Genomic DNA, 26,003 nt, shown 5'->3' on the forward strand with positions numbered 1-26,003 from the left:
ACCCAATGCAAATAATTATCATTTAATTGCTATTTAATTTGATACGAATGATTAAAAAGTGAGCGGTTAAACGTGATTTGGCTGTAAGTCACTAAAACTTAAACAAATCTAGCCTAAACTAGCTTTATGAGAACAATAACTACAAGGATAGAGTGATGACCATTCAAAGACTTGAAGCGAATCAGCTATACCTATCAGCTGAGCTAGAAAAACTACAAAGCAAGTCGACAAAAGAGTTGGCGCCTATCGATGAGATTGTCGGACAGGAGCGTGCTCAGAAAGCCGTCGAGTTTGCTATGTCGATTAAAGAGAAGGGATACAACATCTACGCAATTGGCCAAAATGGATTAGGCAAGCGTACGATGATTTTGCGCTATTTAAATCGCCATCAACATGACGCCGCGGCACTGTTTGACTGGTGTTATGTCGCCAACTTTGAAGATATTCGAACACCAAAAGTCTTAAAGTTGCCTTGTGGGGTTGGCAGTAAATTCAAACAAGACATTGAAAAACTCATGTCTAAGCTGGTCAATGCGATGCCATTAGCCTTTGACAACGAGCTGTATTATAGCCGCGCAGATAAGCTGAAAAACCAATTGGCTACTAAGCAAGAAGCCGAACTCGCGGTAATCACTAAAGAAGCTAAGTCTAAAGGGATTAGCCTGACCATTACGACTCAAGGCGACTATCAATTTGTTGCGATGAATGGCGAAGAGCTTCACACAGAAGAGTCGTTTGAAGAGCTGAGCAATAAAGAGCAAGAATACTTTGGTGACACGATTGACGAACTAGAAGTGCAACTGAGAAACATGGTTCGTCAACTTACTGAGTGGGAAGAAGCCTACACAGAGAAGATTAAAAAGCTCAACGATGAAGTGACGCTAGATGTGATAACCCATTTCATCAAACAGCTTAAGAAAGATTATTCTGGTTATCCTGCAATTAAGAGTTATCTTACAGAGCTTCAGCAAGACATCGTTGATAATGCAGATATCTTCCTAGAGCAAAGTGCGGAGCAAGGCGAGGTGGCAACAGCCTCGCTCGACAAGAAATTGCCTCGTCGCTACAAGGTTAACGTCCTTGTAAGCCGTAAAAACGAAGAGTTTCCAATCGTTGTTGAAGAGAACCCCAACTATCACACCTTATTTGGTTACATTGAAACCGCCACCTTTAAGGGAACGGTATTTACCGATTTCTCTTTGATTCGCCCAGGTAGTCTGCACAAGGCGAACGGTGGTGTGCTCTTGATGGATGCACAAAAGGTGCTGGAGCAGCCCTACGTATGGGATGGACTTAAACGTGCTCTGCGTGCGCGCCAGTTGAGTTTCACTTCTCTAGAGAAAGAAGTGACGCTAACAGGTACGGTATCACTTGATCCTGAAGCGATTCCTTTGGATGTGAAAATTATCCTCTTCGGTGATTACCGCACCTACCAGTTGCTTCAACACTATGATCCAGAGTTTAGCGAGCTATTCCGAGTAACCGCAGACTTTGAAGATGAGATGACGCGTAATGCTGACTCGGAGCTTCAATACGCGAAATTTATTTCCAGTGTGGTGAACGATAACTGCATGCTCCATTGTGATCGCAAGGCCATCGCGCGAATCATTGAGCACAGTTCGCGTTTAGCAGGCGATCAGAACAAAATCTCACTGCATTCGGCGAATATTGCGAACCTGCTCCGTGAGTCGAACTATGTGGCAAGACAAGCAAACTCCAACATGATTCGTTCTAGCCATGTCGAAGAGGCGCTGTCGAACCAAGAATTGCGTGTAAGCCGATTAAAAGACAGCGTGATGGAGAGCTTTATTAACGGAACAACCCTCATTCACACTCATGGTCAAGCGGTTGGTCAGGTTAATGCTTTGTCGGTTCTTAGTACCAGTGAGTATATGTTTGGCGCGCCAAACCGGATTACTGCGACGACCTGTTACGGTGAAGGTGAAGTAATCGATATTGAACGTAGTGTTGACCTTGGCGGTAGTATCCACTCAAAAGGTGTGATGATCCTGACGGCTTACTTGTCCTCAGTATTTGGAAAAACGGCGAAAGTCCCGTTAAGTACCACTATTACTTTTGAACAATCATACGGTGGCGTAGATGGAGACAGCGCAAGTATGGCTGAATTCTGTGCTGTGGTTTCGGCCTTTTCTAAACAGCCAAACCGCCAAGACATTGCCATCACAGGTTCCATGAACCAGTTTGGTGAATCACAACCGATCGGCGGTGTTAATGAGAAGATCGAAGGCTTCTTCGATGTGTGTGAAATCAAAGGGCGTACGAACGAGCAAGGTGTGATTATCCCGCGTTCGAATATGCATAATCTGATGTTGCGACCAGACATCGTCAAAGCGGTAGAAAAAGGTGAGTTCCATATCTGGGCAATCGACCATGTGACTGAAGCGATTGAACTCTTCACCGGAAAAGCGGCCGGCACGCCGAGTGATGAAGGAAGTTACCCGATTGATACCGTATTTGGTATCGCACAAGCCAAGCTTAACGCATTAAGAAAATAAAACGACAAGAGCCCCGGACAAAGGGGCTCTTTTTTATCTATCTAAGTCTGCATAAACCAGCAATCGGAAATTAAAGTTCTAACACTTCGTTTCCTGAAGGTACGCCTTTAGCAAACGCGTCTACATTGCCGAGCGTTGTTTCTGCAATATTGCCAAGCGCTTCATTGGTTAAGAAAGCTTGGTGACCGGTGAATAAGACATTGTGGCAAGCCGACAAGCGACGAAAAACGTCGTCAACAATCACATCGTTAGATTTATCTTGGAAGAAGAGCTCTTTCTCATGCTCGTAAACATCAAGGCCAAGCGCGCCGATTCGTCCGCGTTTCAAAGCTTCAACCGCTGCTGCTGAATCGAGTAAACCACCGCGACTGGTATTAACGATCATAACGCCATCTTTCATTTGCTCGAAAGCCGTTTCATCAAGTAGGTGATAGTTTTCTTCCGACATCGGGCAGTGCAGAGTAATGATGTCGCTCTGCTCAAATAGTTCTTGTTTAGAAACATACTTGGCTCCAAGTTCGAGAGCGATCGGATTCTCATACGGATCGTGACATAAAAGCTCCATCCCTAAGCCTTTTAAAATACGCATTGTTGCAATGCCAATTTTACCAGTACCAATCACGCCTGCCGTTTTACCAAAGAAGTTAAACCCAACTAGGCCTTCTAGGTTGAAGTTAGCATCTCGGGTTCTTTGGTAGGCTTTATGAAAACGACGGTTTAGGCTCATCATTAAGCCAACTGTGTGCTCTGCGACAGATTCTGGCGAATAAGCAGGAACGCGAACCACCTGAATACCAAGTCGTTTCGCGGCTTCTAAGTCGACGCGATCAAACCCAGCGCAGCGCATTGCGACCATCTTTACGCCTTGTTGTGATAACGCTTCAAGGACTGGTGCCGAAAGATCATCATTAACGAACGCGCAAACAACTTGACAGTCATGAGCCATCTTTGCGGTTTTTCGAGTTAACGGGAAATCGTGGAAGTGAAGGTTAAAACCATAAGCTTGGTTAACTTTCGAGAAAGATACTTCGTCGTAAGACTTAGAGCTAAACACAGCGACATCTATCATAAAAACCTCTCTAAGGTATTGAAGGAGAGTAACGACGCCTATTGAATACTGAATTAGAAAGAAAATAAACCATGAATTTACTGAGGCTATATCCAAGTTGCGCCAATAGTTAAATTATTGATATATATTAGATTCGACAAGGAACGGAGAAAAATATGATTAAGCTGACGCCAATGACCCCTTCTCATCTTGAACAGGTGATCACTCTCAGTGTGGCGGATGAACAACTCCCTTATGTAGGAACGGTGGAGCAAGTTCTCCTCAATGCTGACGATAAAGTGCACCCTCATCTTGTTCTGGATGGTAGCAAAGTAGTTGGAATTTTTCTTATAGATACCACTTACAGCCGTGTTTATGAGTTTGCTCCCGCGGGCTCTCTAGGCTTTAGAGCATTCTTGATCGACATAAACTGCCAAGGCCGTGGGTACGGAAGTGCCGCAATGTCTGTTTTAGGCAATTACCTAGCGCAACAATATCCACAATATGATGCTGTTTACTTGACCGTTAACTGCAAGAATCCAGCGGCTTATCGTTGCTATTTAAATAATGGCTTTGTTGATAATGGTGATCTTTATTTGGGAGGAGCAGCAGGGCCCCAGCATATTATGTCGTTGCAACTAAATGAAGGATGAAACTTTCAAAGAGTTAAGTTGACCTTTATATCACTACCTCCTAAGTATTACTAAATTCATATAATAGTTACACAAACCATTCATTTTACTGCTACCGTTATATTTATAAAATAAATCCGACCAGTCGGTAACCATCTAATTATTATGGTTTTTGCGGTCGGGTTGATAATAAACTTGATTGGTTAGGGTATATGGATATGTTGGTAAAGAAACTTAAAAACGTCTCAATTGCCGCAAGGGCATGGTCAATACTTGGATTATTCGCAATTGGCTTGTTTGCCAATACTTTTTTAAATATCGATAAATCTCGTCAACATATGCGTGAAAATTACGAACGCGGAGTTGAAACACTAGTAGAAAGTGCCGTTAGTGTTATCGATTATTATCATCAGCAGAGTGAAAGCGGGGCGTTAACAAAAGAGGTAGCACAAGCTCGCGCTTTGGAAACGATTTCTGCAATGCGCTTTGATGGTGATAACTATATTTTTGTTGGTGATAATGATGGAATCCAAATTGCCTCTGGAGTTCTCTCTCTACTAGGTAAAAACATTATGAACCTCCAAGATAGCAACGGCGTTTACTTTGTGAAAGAAATGTACCAAGCGGCGAAAAGTGGTGGAGGGTTTGTTGATTACCATTGGAAAAATCCAGATAAAGACTCCCTAGACCCTAAAACGAGTTACGCGGTGATGTTTGAACCGTGGGGTTGGATGGTTGGCTCTGGAATGAACATGGTTGCTTTAAAAGCGGTAACTTACCGTTCGGAAGTCACGTCCCTTAGCTATGCCGTCGGTATTTTAGTCGTGTTATCGCTGGTGGTCGGATATTTCATTAAAACGATAACGTCACCGTTAAAACGCACGTTACGCGCAATGAAAACATTGTCTCAAGGCGAAGGCGATTTAACTCAGCGTTTACCAGAAGAGGGCAGTAAAGAACTGATTCACTTAGCTCGTTACTTCAACCAGTTTGTCGCCTCTATTCAATCGATTATGCTTAATATCAGTGATGCAGGGACACAAGTTTCAGCATCGGCGACTCAGTTATCTAATTCCGTGCATCATATTGATGACAGCCTGAATCAGCAGCAAAACGATGTGGACATGTTAGCTACAGCGATGACAGAAATGCTCGCCACCGTTGAAGAAGTAGCAAGTAGAACGGTTGAAGCTAATGACGCCAGTCGCCTTGCGGCAAAAGAGACGCAAAATAGCCACTCGATCATTCAAAAGAATGTTACTGAAGCGAATGAATTGGCGGAGCAAATCGGTTCGGCAGGGCAAGTAGTTCAGAAGCTCGCGACGGATGCGAGAAATGTGGATACTGTCCTTGAAGTGATTCGTGGCGTTGCTGAACAAACTAATCTGTTGGCACTCAATGCCGCAATTGAAGCGGCGAGAGCTGGAGAGCAAGGTCGCGGTTTTGCCGTGGTGGCTGATGAAGTAAGAACGCTGTCGCAGCGGACTCAAGAATCAACGCTTGAGATTCAAAACATCGTTGAAAAGCTTCAAACCGGCGCTGAAAATGTAGTAGTCGTGATGAACCAAGGCGCAGATAAAGCAAACCAAGCGTCTGAACTCTCTACGCAAGCTGGTCAAACTCTAGATAAAATTAATCAAGAGGTTCACACCATTGAGGAGATGGCGCAGCATATTGCGACTGCCGCAGAACAGCAAACGGTCACAGTGAATGATATCAATCGTAATGTCGTCAGCTTGAGTGACATGGCGAGCTCTGTATCGAGTGAGTCGGCGCAAATGGCGAGTTCGGGTAAAGAGTTAAAACACGTCTCAGAAAACCTTATGAGCATGATTAACCGCTTTAAGCTTGCATAAGGTTTAAGCAAACTGAGTTATCTCCAATCTTATTGGAATCTAAGACAGTGCTAGTGATAGAATCGCAGCAAATTTTCTATCACTAGCTTATCTATGAGACATCTAAAGACCACAGTCCATCCTGATCTGGAACATTTGGACGACAAAATTATATTCAAGCGCAATGCAGCACGCGCCATCGTGGTTGATGGAGAAGATATTTTACTGTTATACACCGAGCGCTACCATGACTATACCATTCCGGGCGGCGGGCTTGATGAAGGTGAAGATATCATTGCTGGCATGGTACGCGAGTTAGAAGAAGAGACGGGCGCCAACAATATTCATGGCATTAAGCCTTTTGGTATCTATGAAGAGTTTCGACCTTGGTACAAAGAGGGTGCTGACGTTGTTCATATGATTTCGTACTGCTATACGTGCAAGGTTAACCGTGAACTCGGTGACACTAACTACGAAGATTACGAGATTAAAAATGGCATGAAAGCTGTCTGGATGAACATTCATGATGCCATCGCTCATAATGAAAAAACTATTGCTGAAAGCCCAAAGAAAGGCATGAGTATTGAGCGTGAGACCTTTCTACTTCACCTCATAGCCAAAGAAATGCTTTAAGTCATTAAGGTTAAAAGACAAATGCCTACCAAATTACTTTGGTAGGCATTTTTTTGTTAGAGTCTAATGTCCACAGCCTTAAGACTCGACTTTTCTATAAAAGTACCTTTCACAAGTCGCATCACTCACATATTTGAGTGTGTGAGAGAGTATCGCGACGGTAATCAAGCCAAACAGTAACCTTCCCCAGAAGATAGAGAAGAAATCAGCGCCTATCAGAAGCACTAAGATGGTGTCTTCAATCATACTGTGAACAAGATTAAGCAACATAATTGCGATAAACACATCTCGCGCGGGGATGTGCCCACGTTTTGCTTCGTTGATGAGAAGGCCGCCCCCAAAAGATAGGCCAAGGGTAATACCTACAATAGTCATGTTTGTTGCTTCACGACTGATCCCAAGTAACCTTAAGACAGGGCGCAACATTATCGCCATCGCTTTTTCAACGCCGACAAGTTTCATCAGCTTGAGGGCAAAAAGCAAAGCAGAAATGACAAGGAAAATTGCAACTAGGTTTTCAACTTGAACCCACGCCCATTCTAAGTAGGTTTGCTGTGCAACTTGCTCTGGTGACCAGACGACATTAGCGGTGTGACCTAATAAGTCCCAGTACTGGTAGCTATGGTGTAATAGCCATGCTAAGAGTATTCCACCACCTAAACGCAGCAGTAATGTCATTGTGATGCTTACGCCCGCTTTTTTGGCAATGGCTGCTTCAATGGGTAATGAGTGAGCAAGCAACATCAATGTACCAAGCACTGACACTTGGGCGACGGTAAGCTGCACATCAGTATTCATAAATACCAATAAACCCGCATAGATGTTCGTCAGCAGCGTAGTTGCCCAAACGAGTCCCATCTCATCCGGAAGGCCAACCAAGCTCATCAAAGGGCTAAGCCAGTTACTCAAGATTGCGATGCCACCCATTTCTTCGATGACTTTGATGACGATAATGATCGGCACCATGATCTTGTAGAGCGTCCAAGTGACATCAAAGATTTCTTTAACGAGATCTCGAAAGAAATTTTGCAGCTTGTTCATTGTCAGTTCCTTTAAAAACAACAGATGGCAAAATGTTATTCAAATGTAGAGAAATATGACGATGCTTATATAATGAGTACAACTAATTTTATTTCTTTGTTTTCTCTATGGGGAAGCAAAAGTTCCTAGATGTGGGGTATTAAGAAATATATGGAAATTGACAGAATTGATCGAAAGATCCTTTCAGTGCTGCAAAAGAATAACCGCATAGCGAACGTTGAGCTTGCAGAGGAAGTTGGTTTGTCTCCACCCGCTTGTTTAAAGCGCGTTAAACGTTTAAGGGCGGGAAAAGTGATTGTTGGAGATGTCTCCATTATCAACCCATCGTTAGCGGGCAACAAAATGACCTTGATTGTATCAGTGGAAATGGAGCGTGATAGGGGAGATATCTACAGCGTGTTCAGGCAGTCGATTGAAAAAGCACCTGAAGTGACGCAATGCTATCAAATCACCGGAGGCTACGACTTTATGCTGATTGTCTCGGTGGCGGACATACAGGCTTACGAGCGATTTATTGAGCGAGTCTTACATCAAGATCGGAATATACGTAAGTTCCATACCTCTGTGTCGACTAAAACCGTTAAGTTCAGCACTCAAGTGAATGTAGAAGAGATCCAATAAAAATGCCCCGCTAACATAGCGGGGCATTTATTATCAAGATACAGGGATTAAGCTAGCAGCTCTTTCGCTGTGTTTACAACGTTTTCAGTTGTGAAACCAAACATCTTGAATAGCTCACCTGCAGGTGCAGATTCACCGAATGTCGTCATACCGATGATCTTGCCGCCGAAGCCAACGTACTTGTACCAGAAGTCAGCGATGCCCGCTTCTACAGCGATACGTGCAGTTACGTTAGATGGAAGTACAGATTCACGGTAGTCAGCGTCTTGCTTGTCGAATGCGTCAGTAGCAGGCATAGATACTACGCGTACCTTCTTACCTTCAGCTGTCAGTTCAGCAGCCGCGTTAACCGCTAATTCAACTTCAGAACCTGTAGCGATAAGGATTAGCTCTGGTTTGCCTTCACAATCTTTCAGGATGTAGCCACCGCGAGCGATGTTTGCAACTTGCTCTTCGTTACGCTCTTGCTGTGCAAGGTTTTGACGAGAGAAGATTAGCGATGTTGGGCCATCTTTACGCTCGATTGCCAGTTTCCAAGCCACTGCAGATTCCACTTGGTCACATGGACGCCATGTGCTCATGTTTGGCGTTAGACGTAGAGAAGCCATTTGCTCAACCGGTTGGTGAGTTGGGCCATCTTCGCCAAGACCAATAGAGTCGTGCGTGTAAACTTGGATGTTCTGAACTTTCATCAGAGCAGCCATACGCATTGCGTTACGCGCGTATTCCATGAACATTAGGAAAGTTGCACCGTATGGTACGAAACCACCGTGCAGAGCAATACCGTTCATGATCGCTGTCATACCGAATTCACGTACACCGTAGTGGATGTAGTTACCTGCTGGATCTTCAGCAGACACAGATTTAGAACCAGACCACATAGTTAGGTTAGAAGGGGCAAGGTCAGCAGAGCCGCCTAGGAATTCAGGTAGCATAGCACCGAACGCTTCTAGAGCGTTTTGAGATGCTTTACGTGATGCAATGTTTGCTGGGTTAGCTTGAAGGTCAGCAATGATTGCGTTTGCTTTCTCTTCCCATTGTGCTGGCAGTTCACCGTTTACGCGGCGTTTGAATTCTGCTGCAAGCTCTGGATATGCTGCTTCATAAGCTGCAAGTTTCTCGTTCCACGCTGCTTCCTTAGCTGCGCCTGCTTCTTTCGCGTCCCACTGCGCGTAGACATCTTGCGGAATTTCAAACGGACCGTGCTCCCAACCAAGTTCTTTACGTGTAGCTGCAATTTCTTCAGCGCCTAGTGGTGCACCGTGACAGTCGTGTGAACCAGATTTGTTTGGAGAACCAAAACCGATGATTGTCTTAGTACAGATTAGAGTAGGGCGTGGGTCTGCTTTTGCTGCTTCAATCGCTGCGTTGATCGCTTCAGCGTTGTGACCGTCTACTGCTGGGATTACGTGCCAGCCGTAAGCTTCAAAACGCTTAGGAGTATCGTCAGAGAACCAACCTTCAACTTCACCATCGATAGAGATGCCGTTGTCATCCCAGAAAGCGATAAGCTTACCAAGACCTAGCGTACCTGCTAGAGAACATGCTTCGTGAGAGATACCTTCCATCAGACAGCCGTCACCCATGAATGCATAAGTGAAGTGGTCAACGATGTCGTGGCCTTCTTTGTTGAATTGTGCTGCTAGAGTTTTCTCAGCAAGCGCCATACCAACAGCGTTAGTGATACCTTGACCTAGAGGGCCTGTTGTTGTTTCGATACCCGGTGCGTAACCGTACTCTGGGTGACCTGGAGTCTTAGAGTGCAGTTGACGGAAGTTCTTAAGATCGTCGATTGATAGCTCGTAGCCTGCTAGGTGAAGCAGAGAGTAAATCAGCATAGAGCCGTGGCCGTTTGAAAGAACGAAACGGTCGCGGTCAGCCCACTCTGGGTTTGAAGGGTTGTGGTTTAGGTGATCACGCCAAAGAACTTCAGCGATGTCAGCCATACCCATAGGTGCGCCTGGGTGGCCAGAGTTTGCTTGTTGTACACCGTCCATGCTTAGAGCACGAATTGCGTTTGCTAGATTTTTACGATCCATAATAAATACCGATAAATAGATTGTTTCTTAGAAAGGATATAAAGAGGGGAACGCAAACGTTCCCCTCTAGAAATTCTGTTGATTAAAGCTTAGCTTCAATCATTGCTTCAAGTTTGCCTTGGTCAACTGCAAAGTTGCGGATACCTTCTGCAAGCTTCTCAACTGCCATAGGGTCTTGGTTGTGGTCCCATAGGAACTCAGCGTGAGTCATCGCAGCAGGGCGCTCTTTAGCACCTTTAGAGTCAACTAGCTTCTCAACTACTTCACCTTCAGCGGCTTCTAGTTCAGCAAGAAGTGCAGGAGCGATAGTTAGACGGTCACAACCAGCAAGCTCTAGGATCTCACCGATGTTACGGAAGCTTGCGCCCATTACTACCGTGTTGTAGCCGTACTCTTTGTAGTAGTTGTAGATGCTAGTTACAGATAGTACGCCTGGATCTTCTTGAGCTTCGAAGTCACGACCTTCTTTTGCTTTGTACCAGTCCATGATACGGCCAACGAATGGTGAGATTAGGAATACGCCAGCTTCAGCACAAGCACGAGCCTGAGCGAAAGAGAATAGTAGAGTGAGGTTACAGTTGATGCCTTCTTTCTCAAGAATCTCTGCAGCGCGGATACCTTCCCAAGTAGACGCTAGCTTAATAAGGATACGGTCGTTAGTGATGCCCGCATCATTGTACATTTTTACTAGCTGGCGAGCTTTAGCAACGCTGCCTTCCATGTCGTAAGACAGACGAGCATCAACTTCAGTAGAGATACGGCCAGGGATAGTTTTAAGGATTTCTTTACCGATGTTTACCGCTAGCATGTCACAAGTGTCTTGTACTTGTTGTGCTTTATCAGAGCTTTGCGCTTTAGCGTATTCGATAGAAGCGTCGATTAGAGGTGCATACTCTTCGATTTGAGCTGCTTTAAGAATCAGAGAAGGGTTAGTTGTAGCGTCTTCTGGCTGGTATTTTTTGATTGCATCAATTTCACCAGTGTCAGCGACTACAGTCGTTAGTTTACGAAGTTGCTCTAATTTGTTGCTCATTTCGATCATCCTATTTCATTGGGCTTCCACATCACTAAAGGATATGGGTGTGCAATTGCAAGCGAGTTAAGTAATAGTCGAATTTCCCACAGGGGACAACTTAGCTTACTTAACTTAAATAATTTTCAACGTATGAACAATTGTTGTGAACATTTGCTCGAACGCTGAGTAAATGATGGCTTCATAATTATCTCATACAGCTAGAAAGTCAATTGTTGAATGAGCTTTTAAGTGATGTTCATCAAGTATTTTTAGTGTTCCCTACGCTTAGTAAGGAAACTAAACGTTTGCCAAGGCGGCGTAAGGGCTAAGGATAAACTTCTCAGGTGAAAATATAGGCTGAGAAAATGTAATTCTTATGAGCAAATGTTGCCAAAAAAGGTTGTTGTGACATATGCTACGGCTGTGAGCACATGTTAGGTGCAATTGGTTAGCTGTGGAAGATACCCTAATGAGCAAATCGCAAAGTGACATTTCAGATGATAACGCAGATCTATTGACGGAAATCTCTGTCGCCTACTATCAGGATGGTGCGACTCAGGAAGAAATCTCTAAGAAGTTTTCTGTCTCGCGTGCCAAGGTAGGCCGAATGTTAAAGCAGGCCCGTGATGAGGGTATTGTTGAAATTACGGTTAAATACCACCCTGTGTTTAGTGCCAAAATAGAGCAGCGCCTGATTGAGCGCTTTGGTGTTAGGCGTGCGCTTATCGCGCTAGATCAGCCGGTAGAAGAGCAACAACGCCAACAGGTAGCAGGACTGGTTTCAAAATATATGGCTAGTTCCATTCAAAATGGATCGGTAGTCACCGTCGGGCAAGGTCGTAATGTCTCCGCAGTAGCTCATCACGTTGGTGTCATTCCACAGCGTGATGTTAAGTTTGTCTGTGGCATCGGTGGTATCCACCCTCGCGGAGGGATGTTCAATGCTGATCATATTTGCCGTCAGTTTGCGAAGAGTTACGGTGGAACCTCAGAGACATTATACGCACCAGCCTATGCAGAAAACAGAGAGCAAAAGCTGGCCTTTATGCAAAATGCAACCGTTAAACAAACCTTGGATCTTGCGCGTAAAGCTGATGTTGCTTTAGTTGGTATCGGTGATATGAGCGAGAACAGTTATATGGTTGACCTTGGCTGGTTTACGGCAGATGAAGTGGTTCAGTCGCGAATGCAGCAAGGGGTAGTGGGTGACTTTGCCGGTTACGACTTCTTCGATATCCATGGCGACTCAGCGACGACCGTAATGAGTGACCGAGTTATCGGCTTAAGTATCGACGAGTTTCGTCCGATTTCAGAGGTTATAGCCATCGCCGCGGAAAACAGTAAGCCACTGGCATTGTTAGGCGCACTTAGAACAGGTGTGATTGACGTAATCGCGACAAGCGTAAGCAATGCACTGACAGTACTCAACTTAGATGAACAGATGAAGTAATCCTTTGGAGTACCAAATTCATATAGTCCGGCATCTGTTCGTATAAGAATCATAGCTTGTCTTTTGAAAATAGTTTTAAGAAGTCTATAAAAGCACGAATTCTTGATGGCACCTGAAGCCCGTAGTTATGAACAACCCAAACAGGCGCCATCAACCTAACCTGTTTGCCAGTGATCTGAACCAATTTCTCTTGTCGTAGCTCTTCGCTGATGGCTAACTTTGGCAGGCAAGCAATCCCAAGCCCTGATAACGCCATAAGTTTGATCGTAGGAACACTGTCTCCGAGACGATTGGCTTGAAATCGATAAGTTATTGAATTTGCGCTGTTTGCGTCAAACTTTCTCTCGACATTTGTTCCTTCCCACTGATTAGCAATGTAGTCGCAGTTAGTCAAAGCTGACTTAGACAGAGGGAGAGATAGCCCTTTTTGCACGATGTAATCTGGGGAGCAGCACAACACTTGCTCAAGCTCACCAAGCTTCAATGCTCTAGCACTTGAGTCAGGCAACTCTCCAACCGTAACAGATAAATCTATATACTTTTCAATAAGGTTTAAGCGCATGTCATTAGCTATTAACTGCGGCTCGATTTGGGGGTTAAGCCTGACGAAATCGCACATAGCAGGACCAATCAACTGATTCATTAAAGTATGTGGTGAGGTTATCGTTATCGTGCCTGCAAGCTCGGTGTTGGAATTACGAGCCTCTTCTTCTGCCAGAGACATCAGTTTGTTTAACTCTAAACACCTTTGGTAGAAACGTTTTCCGGCTTCGGTAAGGGATTGGCGGCGTGTTGTGCGTGTAATTAGCTTAACATTTAGGTGCTGTTCAAGAGCTTGAAGGTGATGACTCACGACAGATTTGGATACGTCGAGTTGATCCGAGGCTTTTGTTATCGATCCTGACTCAACGATTTGAACGAAAACTTGCATGCGGTGAAGGTCTGATTTCATTTTTATTGTTCGATTTAATAGGACTATTAGTTAAATTATAAGTTATTTATCAATTCACCAAAACAATTTAGATTGCTTTTGAGCTCAAACAATAGAACTAAAGGAGATAACCATGAGTATCTTAGTGCAATTTCAATTTAACCATGCGCACGAAAACAGCCAGTTAATTAAAGATTTCTTTACTGAGATCTTACCTGACACTCGATCTTTTGACGGGAATATATCGGCACACTTGTTTCAAAATAGTCAGGTTGATAAAGCTTTAGTCTTGTACGAAGAATGGCAAAGTGAAGCGCATTTTAAAAACTACATTGGTTGGAGAAAAGATATAGGCGATTTTGATCGACTTGGCGCTTTGTTGGCACAAGAACCAAATATCTCTATCTTATCTAAGGAAGTGTGATGAACAAGATATGGAGTCCGTCAAATGTTCCTCCACCTGCTGCGAACTACCATCAATGTGCGCTAGTACCATCTGCTTCGACAAGACTTCACGTAGCGGGGCAGTTAGGCATCAATAAGGATGGTGATATTCCCGAAAGTGTAGAAGAGCAAATTGTGCTGGCTTGGCAAAATGTGCAAGGTGTTTTGCATGCCAATCAAATGGACATAGATGACTTAGTTAGTGTGCGGATTTACTTAACTGATCGAAATGACTTGCCTTTCTATCAACTTGCAAAGGAACAAATACCTTTTGACGTTAGTGCGTTACCTACTACATTGCTGTTTGTTGCTAGCTTGTTTGACTTACGCTGGAAAGTAGAAATAGAAGCTGAAGCAGCAAAATGTTTTGATACATAGATAAACGTGGAATTGAGGCGGCAGTGCCGCCTTTTTTTCTGCATTACCCTGTCACAAATTCTGGAGGTGTTTCCTATGCAATCTAATCCACAAATCTCATGTTAGTGTCGTTACTGATGGCAAAATAATTCGTAGTGTTGCATAGATCACATTAATTAGTTTTTATATAAGTGATTTTACTTCACAAATTTCTATTAATTGTTTCAACATCTTCATCTTCCTCACTAATAGCTACCCTAAATACTGGGTTTAACGAACTTTAACTATTGCAGGAAAAATATCTGCATTTACGATTGATTGCAGTATAAAACCCAAGTAAAACCTGCTCTAGAGCCAATATTCTAACATTGAGCCTTCTAATCTTTATCTTTCCATATTGATATCTGTTGCTTCGACGTACGATGACGAGCTTTGTGATTAAGTGCTTTGTTGTATAAGACTTATTTATGACTCCATAAATATTGCTGTTTGTATCTATATGACACAATTGTTATTTTGCAGCTAAATTATTTAGCTCATTAAAAAAATATAAAATCGCAACATCGAGGTAGTTTCGACCATGAAAACCGTCAATAGAAGTATCGACGTCAAATACCTAAGAACTTTTTCGCAGGTTGCCAAGCAAAAAAGCTTTACCGCAGCGGCTGAATCGTTGTTCATGACACAACCTGCAGTTTCACAACATATTAAGAAGATTGAAAGTACGATAGGGGCAAGTATTTTTGATAGAAAAGAGGGCTTTGTGCTCACAAAACATGGCCAAGTGTTACTTGAATATGCTGACCAAACAATGTCTATGTATGAGAAGTTGTTCAACGATTTGGAAAGCGTAGAACTGCGAGATCAATTCAACATTGCCATTGCAGAGTTATTTTGTCCTGATATGGTTGATAAAATAATTAATGAATTTAGAGCGCTAAACAATATCGACCTATCAATCACCAGTTTTGCGAGTTGTGGGCATCTAGATATAGACAATTATGACCTGATTTTTTCGGTTAGTAGGCTTCCGTGTACAGATGGGCGTTCGTATCAACTCAATACGGTTAACTATGCTATTGCCCATTCACATGTTATGGATCCGCATGAGTGCTACCCACAGCGAATTGTATATTGCCATACGTTAAATAGATCGGATGTCCAAGATATTCTTAAACAGCACGGTATAGATGCTTCTTTTGTTACTAGTTGGGTTTCAACTAACTCATTGAGATTGATTAAGAATGAGCTTGAAACAAATGGCACGGTATTGATCTTTCCAGAATGGTCAGTTCGAAATTTAGACTGTCGCAAAGTGATCATTAACCAGAAGGCTAATATGTATGTTTGGTGTAGCGATGATGTTACTCACGAACTTGAAGAGCTTGGATTAAAGTACAAAATGCAAGAGTTGTTTGAACTTAAGGAAGACGAGCAACTACGACAAAATACCACTAGTTTCAAACCTTGCCGAATGTCAGCTTTTAGAAACTAAGAAAAGAGATTGTTGAAAAGACTAAACCGCTCATAGATATAGGTATTCCATAGGGAATACCTTTTTCAAAAACTTTTTTACTCGACGCTATTCCTACTATATACATGATAGTCACTTGAACACCCCCCAGTAGTCCCACCATAACCAAACAAGCAATAGTGATGTCGGGTTTTATTCCTATTGTAAACGCGCACAGTAGCTTGATGTCTCCAGCACCGAAACAGCCAACTAACCACATCAAAATGAGAATCGAAAAAATAACAAAGGTTGTAGTTGCTGATTGAAAAACATAATCATAGTAACAAGCTGCGATTGAATTAATAACGAATAGTGTTTTACATAGACTATTTGATATTGTTCTACTTTTATAGTCGCTAATACATGCCTTAATAGTACAAGTAAGGTTTACTACGATGAATGATATTGGAAAAATAGTGTCTACAGTCATCTTGAAATATTATCCCTTAAGATAATTATTATCAACAATTACCGCATAAGTATAATTTATACCTCTATAAGAACATTGCAAATGTTAAGATAATAAAAAATTATAACTCCATAAAAAATAATAATTTGTTGTAATTAATATTGGATGATTTAATCCCTTCTGAAATATACACAGGCTAAGGCCAACATTTTAGAGGAACATTATGTACTACAAAACTTTAGCTAAGCTTGCAGAGCTTAAAATGAAATTCGAAGATGACATCCGCGGTGTAACGGCTGTTGAGTATGCAATTATCGCAGTTGTTATGTCAGCACTTGTATTAGCAGCATTCCAAACAGATACACTGAAAAATGCAATTACAGGAGCATTAACTAAAGTAACTACTAATCTGACTACGGCTACAGGTAGTTAAGTAAATTAACTCACTGTGTTTTTCTAGGGGCGATAGCCCCTATTTCGTTACTACTTAGACTCAATATGAATAGAACAATTATTCTTGTACTTGTTGCTCTCGCCATTTTCTCCAGCTTTGTTTTTATTAACAATAATTATTTTTCTTCGACTAAAGAACAGCAAGAACAAACTAATATACCAGAACCCAAAGTGACTGTTTTGGTGATAAATGATGACGTAAACAAAGGTCAGATAATAAATGCATATTCCTATAAAACAGAGCTGATCAACTTATCACAGGTCGAGGGCTTGGACTATACAGCGCAAGAAAATATTAACATTCAACCAGGGGCTTTATTTAGACGAGAGTTAAACCCAGGAGATCTTATTTCACAAAAAGATATTTCAAATCCAGGCGAACGAGATTATATGTTTTTGTCTGTCAATGATGGGGAATTGCCTTATTACTACCATGTATCGGGGCTTGGAGTTGTTCAAACTCTAACTCTTTATCCGGGAGACAAAGTTAGTTTTGTCTCTACCACTTCTTCAGAAAATAATTTGCTCGAAGACGGCTATGGCGATGTTGGTGGTCTAGTTAGTCGGGTCATAATCAGCGGCGCAAGGGTTTTGCAGGTAATCAAGGGGGATGAGGATGAAGACGCCCAGGACGCGGAAGATAAGCAATATAGCATCGTGATAGCACTCAAAATGCGTGATGTACTAAAACTTGAAATGGCACAAAAAGTGGGGGATGTAAACATTGTCCCTGCGGAGATTGAAAACCGCTATTTATCTATTCGCAGCAGTGACTTACTGGAAACACAATTTGGTGTAAGAGAGTTAAGGGGTAAAGATTAAATGGTGGGAAATAAAACTAAGTCGACAGCACTACTGTATCTCATTCTCTGTTTTCCTGCATACGCTTCGCAATTGATGAGTTTAGATCAAGGCGCGGCCAAAACGATTAATCTAAAACGTCAGGTCGCTACCGTTTTTGTCGCGAACCAAGAAATCGCCGATTACAAGATTATTGATGAGAATAAAGTTGTGGTTTACGGCGTCGGTCAGGGTAGCACTTCGGTGATTGTGTATGACCGAGGTGGTAACGAAATATATAACGCAGAACTGGTTGTAAACCAAAGCTTGCGATTATTAAAGCAAACTATAATTGCGCGCTTCCCTGATGAAAGTGTTGTGGTCTCAAACGTGGGTGACCAAGTGGTACTAGACGGTATTGTCAGTAGTGAAGAGGTTAAACAAAAGGTATATCGCCTTGTGGGTGAAATGCTAAATAAAGAGCGACGTCGAAAGGTATACGAACTGCGAGACGCTGACGGTGAAGAGTTCGACGAATTAGATTACACCGCTCGGTTTACTTACGATCAAGTCATCAATAATCTCAAGGTATTAACCACAGAGCAAATCAACGTAAAGCTAACTGTTGCAGAGGTGTCTAGCTCATTCTTAACTGAGTTAGGTGTTACATACAGCGATAGTGGAGAGCCAGGTAAGTTTGTCAACAAACTGCTTGATTTCACTGCTCAAGATATTGTATCGGTAATTTCAGCCAGTGGAGATGACAAGATTGGACAAGTCCTAGCCGAACCTAATTTATCGGTAATCTCTGGTGAACAGGCTAGCTTTCTTGCTGGTGGCGAAATACCTATCGCTGTGCGTGATGAAGACGGCATTACCATTAGTTACAAAGAGTATGGTGTTAAACTCGCGATGGTCGCGAAAGTGACTGATACAGAAAATATCCGCCTCACACTGATGCCAGAAGTCAGTTCGATTGATGAGTCAAACAAAACATCAACAGGCTTGATATCTGTCCCTACGCTGCGGACTCGTCGCGCGCAAACCACCGTTCATCTTAAAGACGGCCAAAGTTTTGTACTCGCGGGTCTGTTAACTTCAGAAGAGCGTGAGGCGCTAACCAAAATTCCATTTCTTGGTGATATCCCAATCTTGGGGGCTCTATTTAGCCACACGACCACAAACCGTTCGAAAACAGAGTTGATAATCGTCGCGACAGTCAATCTCGTCGACCCGGTTGATTCAGAAGACGTCAAGTTACCGAGTTTTAAGCGCACTAGCGAAATAGAGCGGTTACTGCGAATTGATTTGTCATCATTAGATGAGCCAGAACTAGAAGGAACAATTGAACAGGGGGGCTTCAACTAATGCGTTGGATAGTTATTTCTATGTTGGCACTTTTAAGCGCGGCATGCAGTCAAGTTGATAGAACGAACTCGAGTGTCATTGAACAATTGGAAGAACGGCTAGAGTTCAATTCCACTCAAGGAGATGACTCAATGGCACGAGCAGTCGCTTTTATACAGGACGTAAAAAGACGTGAGCCTAAGGTGAGATTCCTCGTTGAATACAAAACGGGTTCCAGTGATTTTGTCGCGAAGCTGCATGACCAGTTCAAAACACAAGGTGTGGCAAAGGATAGATACAAGGTTGCACTCGCCAGTCCAAGCCAAGAAAAAAACATATTGATTACCGCACAGTATGTGCAAATCAAAAGTAGCGATTGCGGAGCGATGACCTTTAGCAAGAGGGAAGCATACCGATTTGGCTGTAGTGTCGAACACAACAGAAACATTAGCCTGGTTAATCCGATCACACGAGTTCAATAAGTATGGATTTAGATATCTTATTCAAAAACTCGTCTTCAAAAATGAAGGAGAGTATATCCGCAAGGGATCTCATCGTTTCAGATGATGCAGCGTTTATAGAGTCCGTTAACGACCTATATGCGATTGAGGGCTATGCAAAACCCATAGAAGTGCCGGATATTGATAACGACAGCGCGTGGAACAACTCTGATGTAAAACTGAATCACGTTATCCTGGATCTAAGAGGCGCAGGCAACGTGGTTGATCAAACTTCAGAGATAGCAACACGCCTAGATGTCAGCATTTCATTGCTGGTGTTGTGCGATGTTGATTCGATTAAGCTACGGAACCAAGTTCACTCACTAGGTGCCAACTATGTGTTGTGGGATGCGGAACTTGACGCTTTACTCGCGGCAATTAAGTCGAATGAAGAACAAGAGTCCAGTGTCAAGCGTACCCGTGTCGCTAAGCGAATTCTGATCCTTGGTACAAAAGGTGGGGTAGGTGTTTCTAGTGTTAGTTCGCTCTTATGCCATTCCTTAGCAGGACAAGCCAATCTAAAAACCTTACTTGTTGACCACGATTCTGGAGCTATGAACAGTGATATCTATCTTGGGGTTAAAGGTCTAAAGGCTAAGCAAAATAGTATAGATTTGAATCAAATTGATATCGATGATGCGATCGCTAAGACGTATGTCCACCCTGTAGTAGATAAACTGGACTATCTTGTTTTGGAAAAGAACATAGCATGTTTGTCAGATCACGCGACAACGCTATTTAATTTGTCCAATCAGCTTATTGATCAATATAACTTTATAATCGATTCAGCTCCGCTCTCGTGCTACGAAGAAATCCATGACCAAGAGCTAAGTGAAAAATATCATCGAATTTTTGTGGTGTGTGACCCTTCAGTATCCTCTTTACGTTCTTACAACTTGCTAAAGAAAAAACTCGGTAAAGTGGAACATGAATTGGTGTTTAACCTCAATCGCCCAGCTAAGGATTTTATGGTTACGCTCGCCAGTGCTAAAGAGCGAATTCGTGTTAAGACAAGTATTGATTTCGCGTACGAACCTGCGTTGGAAAAGCTGCTTATTCAGCAAGGTATCGGGCACTTCATGAAATCTAAGTCATCAGCACCGATCGCTAATATGGTTTCCACCTTAACGGGTAAGAAAATCAAAACCAAACCACGTTTTTCACTGTTTAGAAAATGAATCAAATAAAAGAAATTTACATCCAACTTAGAGATGAAATCTTTGATGCATTGGATGCTGCGACATTAGTTGAAATCACGACACAAGAGCTTGAAGAGCAGTTAAAAGATTCGGTTAACATTCTTATCGACAAAAACAAGCTACAAGTGAGCTCGCTAAAGCGTGTCGAACTGGTAAAAGCACTTCTTGATGAACTTAAGGGGTTAGGGCCACTGCAAAAGCTGGTTGATAACGATGATATCTCGGACATCATGATCAATGGCCCGTCGGATATCTTTATTGAGATTGGTGGTAAGGTTGAAAAGTCTCCCATTCAGTTTGTAAATGAGAAGCAACTTAATACGATTGCAAAGCGTATCGCTTCCAACGTTGGGCGTCGTATTGATGAATCGAAACCTTTATGTGATGCACGCTTGATGGATGGAAGTCGTGTTAATATTGTAATTCCGCCTTTGGCCATCGACGGCACATCTATTTCAATTCGTAAGTTTAAAGAGCAAAAGATAAAGCTTGAGAACTTAGTTGAATTCGGTGCCATGTCAGTTGAAATGGCTAAGCTGTTGTCGATTGCCAGCCATTGTAAATGCAATATTTTGATTTCAGGTGGTACAGGCTCAGGGAAAACGACGCTTCTCAATGCATTGTCAGGTTTTATCGGAGAAACCGAACGTATCGTTACGATTGAAGATGCCGCGGAGCTTCAACTACAAAAGCCTCATATAGTCCGATTAGAAACACGCCAAGCGAGTGTCGAAGGGACCGGTGAAGTGTCGGCTCGAGAGCTTGTCATTAACGCATTACGTATGCGTCCAGACCGGATCATTGTTGGTGAGTGTCGTGGCGGAGAGGCATTCGAGATGCTTCAGGCGATGAACACCGGGCACGATGGTTCAATGTCTACCTTACACGCCAATACGCCAAGAGATGCCATTGCGCGGACTGAAAGCATGGTAATGATGGCGACCGCGAGTCTACCAATTGCAGCTATTCGACGAACCATTGTTAGTGCTGTCGACTTGATCGTGCAGGTAAAGCGTCTTCACGATGGTAGCCGTAAAGTGATGTACATATCCGAGATAATTGGGATGGAAGGTGACAGTGTGGTTATGGAAGACATTTTCCGTTATGAAGCGAGCTCAGAGTATAAAGAGGGCAAGATTAACGGCGAGTTTCGAACTCCTGGCTTATCTACGCGTTCGGTTATTTATGAGCGTGCCAAGTTCTTCGGTCTTGAAGAGACGGTTAGGGAGATTTTTGCATGACCCTATTACTGATACTCGCTTGGGGAGGTCTCTTTGTTTATTGGATGATAGTTCACACACGCCAAAACAAGGAACTAAATAAGCTGATCCAAATGGAAGCTGAGTTTGAGGGGGTGAAAGGCGCAAGAGCAGTTATTGATGCTCAGCAATTTGAAAAAGATTTCAAAGCGCGACTACGTCAACAATATAAAGCTGCAGTGAAAGTGTTTCAGCCAAACATGCCGCTCAAGCTGTTGCTGTTCTTTTCAATCTCTGCGGGAGCAGTGTACGCGATCAACGAGTTCTTTTTCCGACAGGACTTCATGACGTGTTTGATTATCGTTGAACCGATATTGTTTGTGATGTTTTTTACCAAGCTCAAGCAAAGACAGGCAGAAAAATTCAAAAACAACTTTCCAGATGCACTGAATATTCTTAGTGGTGCGATCTCTTCTGGTCAAAGTATCGTGCATGCATTTGAGTATGTAGGGAAACAACTAGACAACGAAGTGGGCAATGAATTTAAGTTCATGGCCGAGCGACTGCTTATAGGTGAAGACCCTGATGACGTACTTGAAAGAAGTGCCGCGACTTTCCCTTACTTGGAGTACTTTTTCTTTGCGTCAACAATTCGAATCAACTTGAACCGAGGCGGGCAGCTAAAGGATGTAATCAATCGCATTAACCGACTTATGTTTGATTCAAGAGCGGTAGAAAAAAAGAAAAATGCGTTGACGTCAGAGGCACGCGCTTCCGCGAAAATCATCGCCTGTTTACCAGTCATTTTTCTAGTTATTTTGAAATTCACCAGCCCAGAGAATTACAACTTCGTCATGTTTGAACCGGGTGGACAACCGATTTTCTATTACGTGTTGATCAGTGAATTCATTGGTTTCGTGTGCATCTGGTTTATCTTGCGAGGGGTCGAATAATGGATTTTCAAACCCTAATGCTATGGGCTTTCGCATTTATGTTTTCAATGTTGATCGCAGGTGGTGTACTGAAAGCATGGGACAATACTCGAGCCAATATTGCAACGCGAAAAATTATTGGTTCTACACGCGAGGAACGTAAGCGCATCGACTTATTTAAAGTAGCGCTGTCTCAGGTGAGTTTTAACAAAGAAGAAACGCGGAAAAAGCTCGTAGCTGCTGGATTCTATAGTGATTATCTAGCTGATGTTTACTATCTAATTAAAATTATCCCGTTCACAGTTTGCCTAGCTCTAATTGGTTTTGATTACTTTCAAGGTCAAACAGAGGTTGCCTTTTCGCTACTCTACTTATTAGGCGCTTTAGGTCTATTTATAATCGGCCCCGATGCGTTTGTGACTAGTAGAGGTAAAGCCAATATAAAGCACATCAGCTCAAGACTTCCATTTCTTCTCGATCTTATGAACGTTTGTGTTCACACCGGGATGACAATTGAATCAAGTTTGGATTACTTGTCCAAAGAATTAGCGACCGTCGACCGTAATTTAGCCTATGTGGTGCGAGTCACTGTAGAACGTTCGCGATTGGTCGGTTTAGAAAAGGCGTTAGAAGAATTTTACGATCTAGTGCCTACCAGTGAATCTCAAAGCTTTGTCATGACTCTCGTACAGAGCCTTCAATTCGGTTCGTCTATTGGGCCAGTCTTGGCGACATTGGCTACCGATATTCGCGAACTCAATATGATGGATCTTGAAGAACGGATAGGAAAAATGGGCGCAAAAATGTCCATACCTCTAATTGCTTTTATCATGATACCTATCGTCGTACTGATTGCCGCTCCAGGCATTCTAAGGATGTTGACGTGAAAAAACTCACTCTTTGCACGCTATTAATCACTTGTGCTCTTTCAGGATGCGCGGCAGTAAACACTGAACTGGAAACCAAAGAAAAACTGCTTGTCGGGTCTGGGAATGACCAGCAACTGATAGAGTTTTACAAAGCAAATTTAAAGCTTGAACCAATCTACAAAGCAAAACTGGTCAATCTGTATTTGACCCAAAAAGACATAAAGTCCGCAGAACTCTATAGAAATACCTATTCCGAGAGTGATTTGGAGCAGCCAGAGTTCATATTGACCAATGCGCGCCTCGATTACCAAAAGAAAAACTACGCACAAGCTTTAGAAAACCTCGATTTGTACTTGGATGAAGGCGGTGACGAGGGACAATTCCACCTGTTAAAAGGGAAAATACTCGCCCAGCAGAAACGTTTTCCAGAAGCCATTGAGCAGTTCGAAGAAAGCAGGAAGCGAGGCGCTTCTGACAGAGAAGCGGGCAACAACATTGCCGTGGTTAAGATGATGCAGTCCGATTACCTTGGAGCAACAGATACTTTATACGACTTGTACTTAGCCAGCCCTAGCGATAAGAAAGTGCGATCGAACCTGATTATTTCTTCGGTAAACGCTGACCGTCCTGACATTGCGTTAGAAGTACTTCGACATACCAACAGTGATGAGCAGGCGCGAAAGCAACTAGCAGCATTAATGCGCTCTATCAAAAAGAACAAAAGGAGCGAAAGTTCAGTGAGACAGTCAACAGCAAAAACGTCATTTAACTCAAGGGGGACTGGTGCTAGTTTCGTTGCACCAACGACAAAGGTTAGTCGCCTTGCTACCGACAACGAGTTTCAACAGGCGAAAAACAGCCTTGATGGTTCAGAACTTGACCCAAAGAAATTGAAACCAGGAGTATTGCCAACTTATCGTGTCCAAGTGTTAGCGACTTATACTGCGATTCCCTCTGATTTTCTGAATTATCTAAAGACCAATTATGGAACCGTCTATTCATACACTCACGGTTTATGGAAGCGTTACTGTATCGGAGAGTTCAATGATCTAGATGAAGCCAAGACCTTTCTTTCTCGCTTAGATATCAAAGGCGCATTCGTCGTTGATTACACAAAAAAAAGGTACGTTAGACTATGAAGCGCTCTAAACAAAAAGGCTCGTTGACGATAGAGGCTGCGATGGGCATTCCCTTGTTTCTGGCGATTATTTTTGGCTGGGTCGAGATTTGTATCCTGACATTTAATATGAGCATGACTGACCATGCATTGACCACTGCAGTAATGCGTACCAAAAAAGCAGGTGATTCAAGCAACAGTAACACGGTTAACTATGGTCAAATGATCAAAGATGAAATGAATAAAGCCGGAGGCGCATTGTGGAGCAATGGCGTAAAGCCTGGCAGTGTTAAAATTCGGGTTGATTACTTCAAAGACTATGATGGATTCTTAAAGTGCACCGACGCGTATCAATCGTCTAAAGAGTGCCCTGAAAAAAAAGACCAACCGGAAGACATGGCACTGGCAGTGTATAACCTTGAATATACCTATGACCCTTTAGTATCAATTTGGTTTCCAGACATGGTCATTAGAAGAGAAGTGATCACCATTCAAGAGTACGAGCGTTGTTCGTTCAAGATTGGGCAGGGGGCTGGCTGTGCGAGTTAAACAAACAGGTTCTTTTGCTGTGGAGTTGGCGTTAGTCCTAGTGTTCGCTTCTGGTTTGTTTTTAGTTGTCGTGAATTACATGTTGGCTATCAACAAAAAAGGTCAGTTGGACAGAGCTTCATACTCTCTTACGACGATCCTATCTGAAAGAAAACAATTGTTTAGTTCGGACCTAGACATATGTGCAGGTAATTGTCGTAAAACAGAGCAAACCACATATTCAATTGCTTCCGCATCGATGAAACGCATGATACCAAACTTTGACAAATCTAAGTTTGGTATGCGTATCGATGAGATTCGTTTAGAAGAGACACTATTACCTAGTGGTAAAACTCATTACAAACGCGTCCAAAAAACGCTGACTAAAGGGGCAATTCATGGCTGCGATTTTCCAAATATGAGCGACATAACCAAAGATAAGGCGATTGAATTATTACCAATAACCTCTCGTGGTCGGAGATTGCCTTTGTATCAAGTGTCATTGTGCTATGAGATTCCGGTGAATCTATTGGGTGTAGCCAATGGTGAGGTTCTTCGCCTGTTAAGCACTTCTTATTCGTTCGCGAGGGTCTAG

Annotated in this window: 26 protein-coding genes; 20 read left to right on the forward strand and 6 right to left on the reverse strand. The window is 42.9% G+C overall.

The window, feature by feature from the left end; all coding sequences use genetic code 11:
* Nucleotides 1-155 precede the first annotated feature (155 nt).
* Nucleotides 156-2,516 carry a Lon protease family protein gene (locus tag IX91_RS18630; protein ID WP_004747758.1) on the forward strand — a complete coding sequence of 787 codons (2,361 nt, stop codon included), beginning with the start codon at nucleotides 156-158 and terminating at the stop codon, nucleotides 2,514-2,516.
* Nucleotides 2,517-2,586: 70 nt separating this feature from the next.
* Here the strand turns inward: IX91_RS18630 and IX91_RS18635 are convergent, their stop codons facing one another.
* Nucleotides 2,587-3,585 (reverse strand): 2-hydroxyacid dehydrogenase, encoded by a 999-nt coding sequence (locus IX91_RS18635; protein ID WP_004747756.1) that lies wholly within the window; start codon nucleotides 3,583-3,585, stop codon nucleotides 2,587-2,589.
* Between the two features lie 155 nt (nucleotides 3,586-3,740).
* On the opposite strand from IX91_RS18635, the gene IX91_RS18640 reads away from it, so the two are divergent.
* The 3 genes from IX91_RS18640 (at nucleotide 3,741) to IX91_RS18650 (ending at nucleotide 6,664) form a co-directional block, all read left to right on the forward strand.
* Nucleotides 3,741-4,217, forward strand: coding sequence for a GNAT family N-acetyltransferase (locus IX91_RS18640; protein WP_004747754.1), 477 nt, complete (start codon nucleotides 3,741-3,743; stop codon nucleotides 4,215-4,217).
* A gap of 197 nt (nucleotides 4,218-4,414) precedes the next feature.
* On the forward strand, nucleotides 4,415-6,052 hold the full coding sequence (locus tag IX91_RS18645) for a methyl-accepting chemotaxis protein (protein ID WP_004747753.1): 1,638 nt from the start codon (nucleotides 4,415-4,417) through the stop codon (nucleotides 6,050-6,052).
* Nucleotides 6,053-6,145: 93 nt separating this feature from the next.
* Nucleotides 6,146-6,664, forward strand: coding sequence for an NUDIX hydrolase (locus IX91_RS18650; RefSeq protein WP_004747751.1), 519 nt, complete (start codon nucleotides 6,146-6,148; stop codon nucleotides 6,662-6,664).
* Nucleotides 6,665-6,742: 78 nt separating this feature from the next.
* On the opposite strand, the gene IX91_RS18655 is transcribed toward IX91_RS18650, so the two are convergent.
* Nucleotides 6,743-7,705: a hypothetical protein gene (locus IX91_RS18655; protein ID WP_004747749.1), complete on the reverse strand. Its 963-nt coding sequence runs from the start codon at nucleotides 7,703-7,705 to the stop codon at nucleotides 6,743-6,745.
* A gap of 150 nt (nucleotides 7,706-7,855) precedes the next feature.
* Between IX91_RS18655 and IX91_RS18660 the strand changes: the two genes are divergently transcribed.
* Nucleotides 7,856-8,326, forward strand: a complete 471-nt coding sequence (locus IX91_RS18660; protein WP_038197051.1) for an Lrp/AsnC family transcriptional regulator — start codon at nucleotides 7,856-7,858, stop codon at nucleotides 8,324-8,326.
* Nucleotides 8,327-8,373: 47 nt separating this feature from the next.
* Here IX91_RS18660 and tkt read toward each other — a convergent pair whose 3' ends face one another.
* Both tkt and tal read right to left on the reverse strand, forming a co-directional pair.
* The gene (gene tkt / locus IX91_RS18665; RefSeq protein WP_004747747.1) at nucleotides 8,374-10,365 is read right to left on the reverse strand and encodes a transketolase; all 1,992 of its coding nucleotides are present in this window, start codon (nucleotides 10,363-10,365) and stop codon (nucleotides 8,374-8,376) included.
* Between the two features lie 82 nt (nucleotides 10,366-10,447).
* A complete protein-coding gene (gene tal / locus IX91_RS18670; protein WP_004747746.1) occupies nucleotides 10,448-11,398 on the reverse strand; it encodes a transaldolase in 951 nt (316 codons plus the stop codon).
* Nucleotides 11,399-11,849: 451 nt separating this feature from the next.
* Here tal and IX91_RS18675 point away from each other — a divergent pair, with 451 nt between their 5' ends.
* Entirely contained in the window at nucleotides 11,850-12,830 is a 981-nt protein-coding gene (locus tag IX91_RS18675; RefSeq protein ID WP_004747744.1) for a sugar-binding transcriptional regulator, read from the forward strand.
* A 49-nt stretch (nucleotides 12,831-12,879) separates the two neighbouring features.
* Here the strand turns inward: IX91_RS18675 and IX91_RS18680 are convergent, their stop codons facing one another.
* Nucleotides 12,880-13,782 (reverse strand): LysR family transcriptional regulator, encoded by a 903-nt coding sequence (locus IX91_RS18680; RefSeq protein WP_004747742.1) that lies wholly within the window; start codon nucleotides 13,780-13,782, stop codon nucleotides 12,880-12,882.
* 112 nt (nucleotides 13,783-13,894) lie between these two features.
* Between IX91_RS18680 and IX91_RS18685 the strand changes: the two genes are divergently transcribed.
* From IX91_RS18685 to IX91_RS18695, 3 genes are all read left to right on the forward strand, one after another.
* Complete coding sequence (locus IX91_RS18685) at nucleotides 13,895-14,185, forward strand: putative quinol monooxygenase (protein ID WP_004747740.1); 291 nt, start codon at nucleotides 13,895-13,897, stop codon at nucleotides 14,183-14,185.
* The gene (locus tag IX91_RS18690) at nucleotides 14,182-14,583 is read left to right on the forward strand and encodes a RidA family protein (RefSeq protein ID WP_174329871.1); all 402 of its coding nucleotides are present in this window, start codon (nucleotides 14,182-14,184) and stop codon (nucleotides 14,581-14,583) included. Before IX91_RS18685 ends, IX91_RS18690 begins: the two co-directional genes overlap by 4 nt.
* 559 nt (nucleotides 14,584-15,142) lie before the next feature.
* Nucleotides 15,143-16,057 (forward strand): LysR family transcriptional regulator, encoded by a 915-nt coding sequence (locus IX91_RS18695; RefSeq protein WP_004743651.1) that lies wholly within the window; start codon nucleotides 15,143-15,145, stop codon nucleotides 16,055-16,057.
* Here IX91_RS18695 and IX91_RS18700 read toward each other — a convergent pair.
* On the reverse strand, nucleotides 16,047-16,505 hold the full coding sequence (locus IX91_RS18700; RefSeq protein ID WP_004743650.1) for a prepilin peptidase: 459 nt from the start codon (nucleotides 16,503-16,505) through the stop codon (nucleotides 16,047-16,049). The genes IX91_RS18695 and IX91_RS18700 overlap by 11 nt on opposite strands.
* 202 nt (nucleotides 16,506-16,707) lie before the next feature.
* Between IX91_RS18700 and IX91_RS18705 the strand changes: the two genes are divergently transcribed.
* From IX91_RS18705 to tadF, 11 genes are all read left to right on the forward strand, one after another.
* Nucleotides 16,708-16,917, forward strand: a complete 210-nt coding sequence (locus IX91_RS18705; RefSeq protein ID WP_004743649.1) for a Flp family type IVb pilin — start codon at nucleotides 16,708-16,710, stop codon at nucleotides 16,915-16,917.
* Between the two features lie 65 nt (nucleotides 16,918-16,982).
* Entirely contained in the window at nucleotides 16,983-17,759 is a 777-nt protein-coding gene (locus IX91_RS18710; protein WP_004743648.1) for a hypothetical protein, read from the forward strand.
* Nucleotides 17,760-19,085, forward strand: a complete 1,326-nt coding sequence (locus IX91_RS18715) for a type II and III secretion system protein family protein (protein ID WP_004743647.1) — start codon at nucleotides 17,760-17,762, stop codon at nucleotides 19,083-19,085.
* Between the two features lie 131 nt (nucleotides 19,086-19,216).
* Nucleotides 19,217-19,546, forward strand: a complete 330-nt coding sequence (locus IX91_RS18720) for an ATPase (protein WP_236642975.1) — start codon at nucleotides 19,217-19,219, stop codon at nucleotides 19,544-19,546.
* A gap of 2 nt (nucleotides 19,547-19,548) precedes the next feature.
* On the forward strand, nucleotides 19,549-20,742 hold the full coding sequence (locus IX91_RS18725; protein WP_004749143.1) for an AAA family ATPase: 1,194 nt from the start codon (nucleotides 19,549-19,551) through the stop codon (nucleotides 20,740-20,742).
* Nucleotides 20,739-22,004: a CpaF family protein gene (locus IX91_RS18730; RefSeq protein ID WP_004746859.1), complete on the forward strand. Its 1,266-nt coding sequence runs from the start codon at nucleotides 20,739-20,741 to the stop codon at nucleotides 22,002-22,004. Before IX91_RS18725 ends, IX91_RS18730 begins: the two co-directional genes overlap by 4 nt.
* Complete coding sequence (locus IX91_RS18735) at nucleotides 22,001-22,915, forward strand: type II secretion system F family protein (RefSeq protein ID WP_004746858.1); 915 nt, start codon at nucleotides 22,001-22,003, stop codon at nucleotides 22,913-22,915. The genes IX91_RS18730 and IX91_RS18735 overlap by 4 nt, the downstream gene beginning before the upstream one ends.
* A complete protein-coding gene (locus tag IX91_RS18740) occupies nucleotides 22,915-23,781 on the forward strand; it encodes a type II secretion system F family protein (protein WP_004746857.1) in 867 nt (288 codons plus the stop codon). The genes IX91_RS18735 and IX91_RS18740 overlap by 1 nt, the downstream gene beginning before the upstream one ends.
* Nucleotides 23,778-24,902 (forward strand): tetratricopeptide repeat protein, encoded by a 1,125-nt coding sequence (locus tag IX91_RS18745; protein ID WP_004746856.1) that lies wholly within the window; start codon nucleotides 23,778-23,780, stop codon nucleotides 24,900-24,902. Before IX91_RS18740 ends, IX91_RS18745 begins: the two co-directional genes overlap by 4 nt.
* A complete protein-coding gene (locus IX91_RS18750) occupies nucleotides 24,899-25,429 on the forward strand; it encodes a TadE family protein (protein ID WP_004746855.1) in 531 nt (176 codons plus the stop codon). Before IX91_RS18745 ends, IX91_RS18750 begins: the two co-directional genes overlap by 4 nt.
* The gene (tadF, locus tag IX91_RS18755) at nucleotides 25,419-26,003 is read left to right on the forward strand and encodes a tight adherence pilus pseudopilin TadF (protein WP_004746854.1); all 585 of its coding nucleotides are present in this window, start codon (nucleotides 25,419-25,421) and stop codon (nucleotides 26,001-26,003) included. Before IX91_RS18750 ends, tadF begins: the two co-directional genes overlap by 11 nt.

This window comes from Vibrio tubiashii ATCC 19109 (genome assembly GCF_000772105.1).
In the GTDB taxonomy this organism is placed as follows: domain Bacteria; phylum Pseudomonadota; class Gammaproteobacteria; order Enterobacterales; family Vibrionaceae; genus Vibrio; species Vibrio tubiashii.